The 6953-nt window shown below is 69.2% G+C and carries 5 protein-coding genes and 1 pseudogene; 1 reads left to right on the forward strand and 5 read right to left on the reverse strand.

The window, feature by feature from the left end:
* The 5 genes and pseudogenes from WBL05_RS11405 to glmU all read right to left on the reverse strand — a co-directional run.
* Positions 1-1265: pseudogene (locus tag WBL05_RS11405) on the reverse strand (transcription-repair coupling factor); the annotation flags it as partial.
* A 58-nt stretch (positions 1266-1323) separates the two neighbouring features.
* Complete coding sequence (gene pth / locus WBL05_RS11410) at positions 1324-1917, reverse strand: aminoacyl-tRNA hydrolase (RefSeq protein ID WP_424226024.1); 594 nt, start codon at positions 1915-1917, stop codon at positions 1324-1326.
* The gene (locus WBL05_RS11415; RefSeq protein WP_424226026.1) at positions 1914-2546 is read right to left on the reverse strand and encodes a 50S ribosomal protein L25/general stress protein Ctc; all 633 of its coding nucleotides are present in this window, start codon (positions 2544-2546) and stop codon (positions 1914-1916) included. The genes pth and WBL05_RS11415 overlap by 4 nt, the downstream gene beginning before the upstream one ends.
* Positions 2547-2712: 166 nt before the next feature.
* The gene (locus WBL05_RS11420; protein ID WP_424226030.1) at positions 2713-3657 is read right to left on the reverse strand and encodes a ribose-phosphate diphosphokinase; all 945 of its coding nucleotides are present in this window, start codon (positions 3655-3657) and stop codon (positions 2713-2715) included.
* A gap of 32 nt (positions 3658-3689) precedes the next feature.
* Positions 3690-5195 (reverse strand): bifunctional UDP-N-acetylglucosamine diphosphorylase/glucosamine-1-phosphate N-acetyltransferase GlmU, encoded by a 1506-nt coding sequence (gene glmU, locus WBL05_RS11425; protein ID WP_424226027.1) that lies wholly within the window; start codon positions 5193-5195, stop codon positions 3690-3692.
* 509 nt (positions 5196-5704) lie between these two features.
* Here glmU and WBL05_RS11430 point away from each other — a divergent pair.
* Positions 5705-6953, forward strand: a 1249-nt coding sequence (locus tag WBL05_RS11430) for a DUF222 domain-containing protein (protein WP_424226029.1), incomplete at its 3' end; no start/stop codon positions are given.

Raw genomic sequence — 6953 nt, forward strand, 5'->3', positions numbered from 1 at the left:
CCGGGGCCTTCCACGCTGAGCAGGACGCGCCAACCGTCGGCCACGTCGAGCCTGATCTGGTCGATGAAGCCGTTGACGTCACCGTGCCAGGCGGCGGTGTCGTGCAGGTCGAGGTGCCGCGATGGGACGCCGGCCACGCTGGCATCCACGTCGACCTCGTCGGCGTCCGGGGCGGCGGCGAAGCTGGAGAGCGACCACCAGCCCAATCCCAGCTGCAGGGCGTGCGAGCGCACCTCGCCCAACTGCTGGTAGGCACTGGCGCCCAGGTCGATGGGAGCCCTGCCGCCGGTGGCTGCCGCGGCCCAGCCGGCCTGCAGGAACTCCTGGCTGGTGCGGACCAGGTCTTCGGCCCGGATGCGGACCAGCTCGGGGTCGTTGACCAGCACCAGCGCGTTGCTGGGCAGCACGTCGACCAGCAGCTCCAGCCGGTCGACCAGCGCCGGGATCAGCGCCTCCATACCCTCCACGGCCTGCCCGGCGGCGACCTTCTCCAGCAGTTCTGCCAGTTCGGGGTGGTCGGCGACAAGGTGGGCGGCCCGGCGGCGGACCCCGTCGGTGATCAACAGCTCCCGGCAGGGTGCGGCCTCCACCTCGGTCAGGGTGCGGTCGGTGGAGCGCTGGTCGGCGACCTGGAAGTAGGTGATGGTGTCGATCTCGTCGCCGAAGAAGTCCAGCCGCACCGGGTGGTCCTCGGTGGGTGGGAAGACGTCGACGATGCCGCCGCGCATCGCGAACTCGCCGCGGCGCTCGACCAGGTCCACCCGCTGGTAGGCAGCCGCGACCAGGTCGGCGGCGAGCTGCTCCATCTCGTACTCGGCGCCGGCCCGCAGCCGTACCGGACGCAGTTCCGCCAGCCCGGCGACCTGCGGTTGCAGCATCGAGCGGACGGGGGCCACCACGACCCGTGGGGGCGGGGCCTCGTCCCGCCCGGTGATCCGGCGCAGCACCTGCAGCCGCCGTCCGGCGGTGTCCGAACGGGGGCTGAGGCGTTCGTGCGGCAGGGTCTCCCACGCCGGGTAGTAGACGACCTGCTCGTCGCCCAGCAGGGACGCGAGGGTGGCGGTGAGTTGTTCGGCCTCCCGGAAGGTCGACGTCACCACCAGCAGGGGACGCTCGGTCCGCCTCGCCAGGGTGGCGATCAGGACGGGACGCGACCCTGGCGCGCAGGTCAGGTCGGAGGCCACCAGACCGGCCTTCGCCTCGGCAATCACTGCTGCGACACCGCGGTCGGCCGCCACCGCCTCGAACAGGCCGGAAAAACTCACCGCACCAGCCTAGGAGACCGGCTCAAGTCGATCGCTCCGCTCGCTCGCCGAGTGCGGTTCAACGGTTGAACTCGTTCTGGGCGGCCACCAGACCCCTGGTGATCAGCGCCTCGCAGGCGTCCGCGGCCCGTGCCACCTCGACGCCGAGGTCCTCGCGCAGCGCAGCCGGGATCGGGCTGAGCAGGTAGTCGGTGGCGGATCGCCGGCCCGGTGGGCGTCCGACCCCGATCCGGACGCGGTGGAAGTCGCCGGTGTGCAGGTGGGCCCGGATCGACTTCAGGCCGTTGTGGCCGTTGTCCCCGCCACCGATCTTGAGTCGCAACTGCCCGACGTCGAGGTCGAGCTCATCGTGGACGACGACCAGCCGGTCGGTCGGGACCCGGTGGAAGCCGGCCAGCAGCCGGACCGCCTGCCCGGACTCGTTCATGTAGGTGCGCGGCTTGGCGATGATCAGCTTGTCGCCGGGCGGGACGCCGAGTCCGGCGGCGGAGATGATCGTCTCGGCCACCCAGGCACGCATGCCGCGGGGAGCGGAAAAGCTCGCCCGGGCGCGCCGGGCGAGCTCATCAGCGGTCATGAACCCCACGTTGTGGGGGGTTCGCTCATACTCGGGTCCGGGGTTACCCAGCCCGACCAGTAACCATGAGGTCACTCGGCGGCGGACTCCGCGTCCTGCTCCTCGGTCTCCTCGACCTCGCCGGCCTCTTCCTCTTCGCCGGTCTCCAGCATTGTCTCCACGGCGATGGCCGGGTTGATGCTGACGATCAGGCTATCGGGATCGTCCTGCAGCTCGACGCCCTCGGGCAGGGCTACGTCACCGGCCAGAACCTGGGCGCCGATCTCCAGGCCTTCAATGGAGACCTCGATCTGGGCCGGGATGCTGGTCGCCTCGGCCGACACGTTGAGCTCGGTGAGGTCCTGGTTGACCAGGACATCGTCCACCGGCTCGCCGGTCAGGACCACCGGCACCGCCACGATGACGCGCTCGCCGCGGCGCACGATCAGCAGGTCGACGTGCTCGATGGTGTTCCGCACCGGGTGCCGCTGTACCTGCTTGGGCAGCGCCAGCTTCTCCTCGGCGCCGGGCAGGTTGATGCTCAGCAGGGCGTTGGCCTGACGTAGCGCGAGCATGGTGTCGTGGCCGGGCAGCGTGATGTGAATGGGATCCTCACCACGCCCGTAAAGCACGGCGGGAATCTTGTGCTGGCGGCGGATCCGGCGGGAAGCACCCTTGCCGAACTCCTCGCGAGCCTCAGCGGTCAAATTGATGGTGTCGGCCATCTGTCTCCTCAACTCCGTCAAGCGATAACTGTGGACCAGGCGAAGGAGGGGCGCGAACCACTCGCGCTCAACACCAGTCGATCACGGACCTGCACCGCCGGCCCCTCGCCAAGCAACCCCGTCATGTTACCGCGCCCGGGCGAGGGGGACGAAATCGCTCCAGGCCTCAGCCCGGGCTGCCGTGGAACAGGTTGGTGACCGAGCCGTCCTCGAAGATCTCGTGGATCGCCTGGGCCAGCAGCGGCGCGATCGACAGCACGGTGGCCTTCTCGATATGCATGCCCTCCGGTATCGGCAGCGTGTTGGTGAAGATGATCTCCTCGAACGGCGTCGCGTTCAATCGGTCGGCGGCCGGCCCGGACAGGATGGGATGGGTGGCCGCGCAGATGACCCGGCGCGCGCCATGTTCGATCAGCGCGTTGGCGGCCTGGCAGATGGTGCCGGCGGTGTCGACCATGTCGTCGACCAGCAGGCAGGTGCGTCCCTTCACCTCACCGACAACCTCGTGCACGACCACCTGATTGGCGATGTTCGGGTCGTGCCGCTTGTGGATGATTGCCAGCGGGGCGCTGAGCGCGTCACTCCAGGTGTCGGCCAGCCTTACCCGCCCGGCGTCCGGGCTGACGATCGTCAGGTCGGTGAGGTCGTAGTTGGCCGAGACGTACTCGGCCAGGACCGGCAACGCGGTCAGGTGGTCGAGCGGGCCGTTGAAGAAGCCCTGGATCTGGGCCGTGTGCAGGTCGACGCTCATGATCCGGTCGGCGCCGGCCGCCCAGAACAGGTCGGCGACCAGCCGCGCCGAGATCGGCTCACGGCCCAGGTGCTTCTTGTCCTGCCGGGCGTACGGGTAGTACGGCGCCACCACGGTGATTCGCTTGGCGGACGCCCGCTTCAGCGCGTCCACCATGATCAGTTGCTCCATCAGCCACTCGTTGACCGGAGCTGGGTGGGACTGGATGACGAAGGCGTCCGAGCCACGCACCGATTCCTCGAAGCGCACGTAGATCTCCGAGTTGGCGTAGCTGATCAGCCGCCGTCGGGTGAGCTCGACGCCCAGCAGTTCGGCGACCGACTGCGCCAACTCGGGGTTTGCCCGGCCGGTGAAGAGCATCAGGTGCTTCTCGGTTGGGCGCTTGACTCCCGTCACTGCTGAGCCTCCTGCTGCTCGTTGGTCTGCTGGACGCGCACCCGGGCCTCGGCGATCCTGGGGTGCACCTCGCCGGTGGCGTCCTCGGCCGCGGCTGCGGCCCTGCTGCCGGGACGTTTGCGCCGCACCCACCCGCTCGAGACGTGTTCGCGGCCACGCGCCACGGCCAGGGCGCCGGGTGGCACATCGCTGGTGATCGCGGATCCGGCCGCCACGTAGGCGCCGTCGCCGATCTCGATCGGCGCAACCAGCACCGAGTTGGCCCCGACGAAGACGTGGTCACCGACGTGGGTGGGCAGACGGTGCTGCCCGTCGAAGTTGGCGAAGGTGGTGCCCGCCCCGACGTAGGCGCCCTCGCCCAGGTAGGCGTCCCCGACGTAGCTGAAGTGCGGGACACGCGACCCGGCGCCGATCTCGGCGTTCTTGGTCTCCACGAAGGTGCCGATCCGGCCGCGCTGCCCAAGCACCGTGCCGGGACGCAGCCGCGCGTACGGTCCGACCTCGGCGTTCGGCCCAATCACGGCGAGTTCGCCGTGACAACGCACCACATGCGCGTTCTCGCCCACCTCGACGTCCCGCAACGTGGTGTCGGGGCCGATCAGCGCACCGGTCGCGATCGAGGTCGCCCCGAGCAGTTGGGTGTTGGGCAGGATGGTGACGTCGGATTCCAGGTCGACGTCGGCCTCGATCCAGGTGGTCTTCGGGTCGGTGATCGTGACGCCTTCGAGCATCCAGTGCTCGACCAACCGGCGGTTGACCTCGGCGTTCATCCGGGCCAGCTGGACGCGATCGTTGACGCCCTCGGTCTGCCACAGGTCGTCGGTCACGTAGGCGCCGACGCGGGCGTCCTGGCCGCGCAGGTAACCGATCATGTCGGTGACGTAGAGCTCTTGCTGCATGTTGTTCGGCTGCAGGGTCGGCAGCCCGGCGCGCAGCAGGTCGGCATCGAAGACGTAGATGCCGGAGTTGATCTCGGTGATCTGCCGCTCGGCTTCGGTGGCGTCCTTGTGCTCGACGATGCGGGCGACCTGGCCCTGTTCCCGGACGATGCGCCCGTAGCCGGTCGGGTCGGGGACCATCGCGGTGAGCACCGTGCAGGCGTTATGGTCGGCGCGGTGGGCAGCGACCAGGGCCTTCAACGTTTCACCGCTGAGCATTGGGACGTCGCCGTAGGTGACCACGATCTCGCCTCGCACGTCGGCGAGCTTCTCCATCCCGACCGCAACGGCGCCACCGGTGCCGTTGCGGACCGCCTGCTCCACGGTCAGCGCCTCAGGACAGTACTCCGCCAGGTGCGCCTCCACCTGCTCGCGCAGGTGCCCAACCACCACGACCAGGTGCCGGGGTTCCAGGGCGCGGGCCGCGTCGACGGCGTAGCTGAGCATGGGACGCCCGGCCACTGCGTGCAGCAGCTTCGATCGCTTCGACTTCATCCGGGTGCCACCGCCGGCTGCCAGGACAATGACGGCTGCCACCGGGGTCTGGGCGGGTGTGGTGTTCACGAGATCTCCTTCACCGCTTCGAAGGTACCTGTGGGCAGGTTCCGGTTCGCCTGTTGCCGCTGCGAGTTGTCCACCCCAAGCAACGCCTTACGCTACCAGCATCGGGCTGTCGCCTTCCGTGGCGGAGGCCTTCTTGGTTCGCAGATCGGCCGGTCTATGGGACGCCACCCGCCGAGCTGTCCCCGGGCGTCGCGGACCGAACGGGCCAGAGGCGTCGCGCACCGAGCCCGCCTCGATACGGCCCACCTGACTGGCCACCCTGCCCGGGCCCACCGCGGCGCCCCGGGCTAACCTGCCTGGCCACCCTGCCTGGGCCCACCGCCCTGCCCCGTCCCTAGACACCTAGGGCACCCGCAGACCGATGGTTCGCGCCGCTCCACCTCGACCAACCAGCACGACCTCACCGGCCGGGCAAACCAATTGGGTTCGAGCGAAACTATAGGAAATTAGTTTCGCAAGTGAGGGCCTCTGTGGCCGATTTTGTCAGTGGTGGCCGGTTGACTTGTCCCATGACCGAATCACCGGAACCCGAAGAGCAGGCCTTCCAGCCACCACCACCCGAAGACGCCCGGGCCGCGTTCGCGGCGTTGGACCACGCCCACCAGCAACGGCTGGCCGCCGAGGTCGGCGAGCTGGTCGCCATCGTGCACGCCGCCGACCTATATGAGGTCGACCAGGAAGCGGTGCTGGATGGCATGGAACGGCTGGTGCAGCCCGGTCATGATGGCACACCGTTGGTGGGTGAGTTCCTGGCCACCGAGATCGGGCCGTTGCTCGGCATCAGCCCAGACGCGGCAATGGGCCGGATCGGCGACGCCCTGGATCTGCGGCACCGGTTGCCCAAACTGTGGAACACCGTCCTCGCGGGGACAGTGCAGGTCTGGCAGGCACTCAAGGTCTGCCAGGCCACGGCGGCATTGTCGGCGCAGGCGGCTGGCTGGGTGGACAAACAGTTGGCGGACGCGTTGCAGGCGTGGCCGTGGCCACGAGTCACGCGGGCACTACCGGCCTGGATCATCCAAGCCGACCCGGACACCGCCCGCCAACGCGCCGAAACAGCAGCCAGGGACCACCACCTGCGCCTGTCTGGGATCAACGACGGCCACATCGCGATCTGGGGACTGGTCGACGCCGCCGACGGGATCGACTTCGACCAGGCGATCAACCAGATCGCCAACAGCCTGCCCAACGACCCCACCGCCGCCGGCGGTAGCGACCTGGACGCCCGCCGCGCCGCCGCCGTCGGCATCCTCGCCCGCTCAGCGTTCGGCCAGAACGTACTGCCCAGCCACACCCTGGTCGTCCACATCGCCGCAGACGACCCCGCCATCAACACCAATGGGCAGGCCCATGCGGGACAGGCCGGCACCGGGGTGGCCCACGTCGACAAGTGGGGTCCGCTGCTCACCGAACAACTGCCGCGGTTCCTGGCCGGCAGCAAGGTCATCGTCCGGCCGATCATCGACCCCGCCACCATCGGTGCCGTTGACGCCCACGACCCGACCGCCGTGATGCGGTTCGCCGTCGAACAACGCAACCCGGTCGACGTGTTCCCCTACGGCACCCGGGCCGCCACCAACTGCGACCTGGACCACACCACCCCCTACACCCCGGGCGAAGTGGGGCAGACGCATCTGGGGAACCTGGGGCCGCTGTCCAGATTCACCCACCGCGCCAAGACCTTCGGCGGCTGGCAACTCCAGCAGCCCGAGCCCGGGGTGTTCCACTGGACCTCACCGGCCGGCTACCAATACCTCG

Origin of the sequence: Brooklawnia sp., from assembly GCF_049651565.1 — a bacterium.
Lineage (GTDB): Bacteria > Actinomycetota > Actinomycetes > Propionibacteriales > Propionibacteriaceae > Brooklawnia.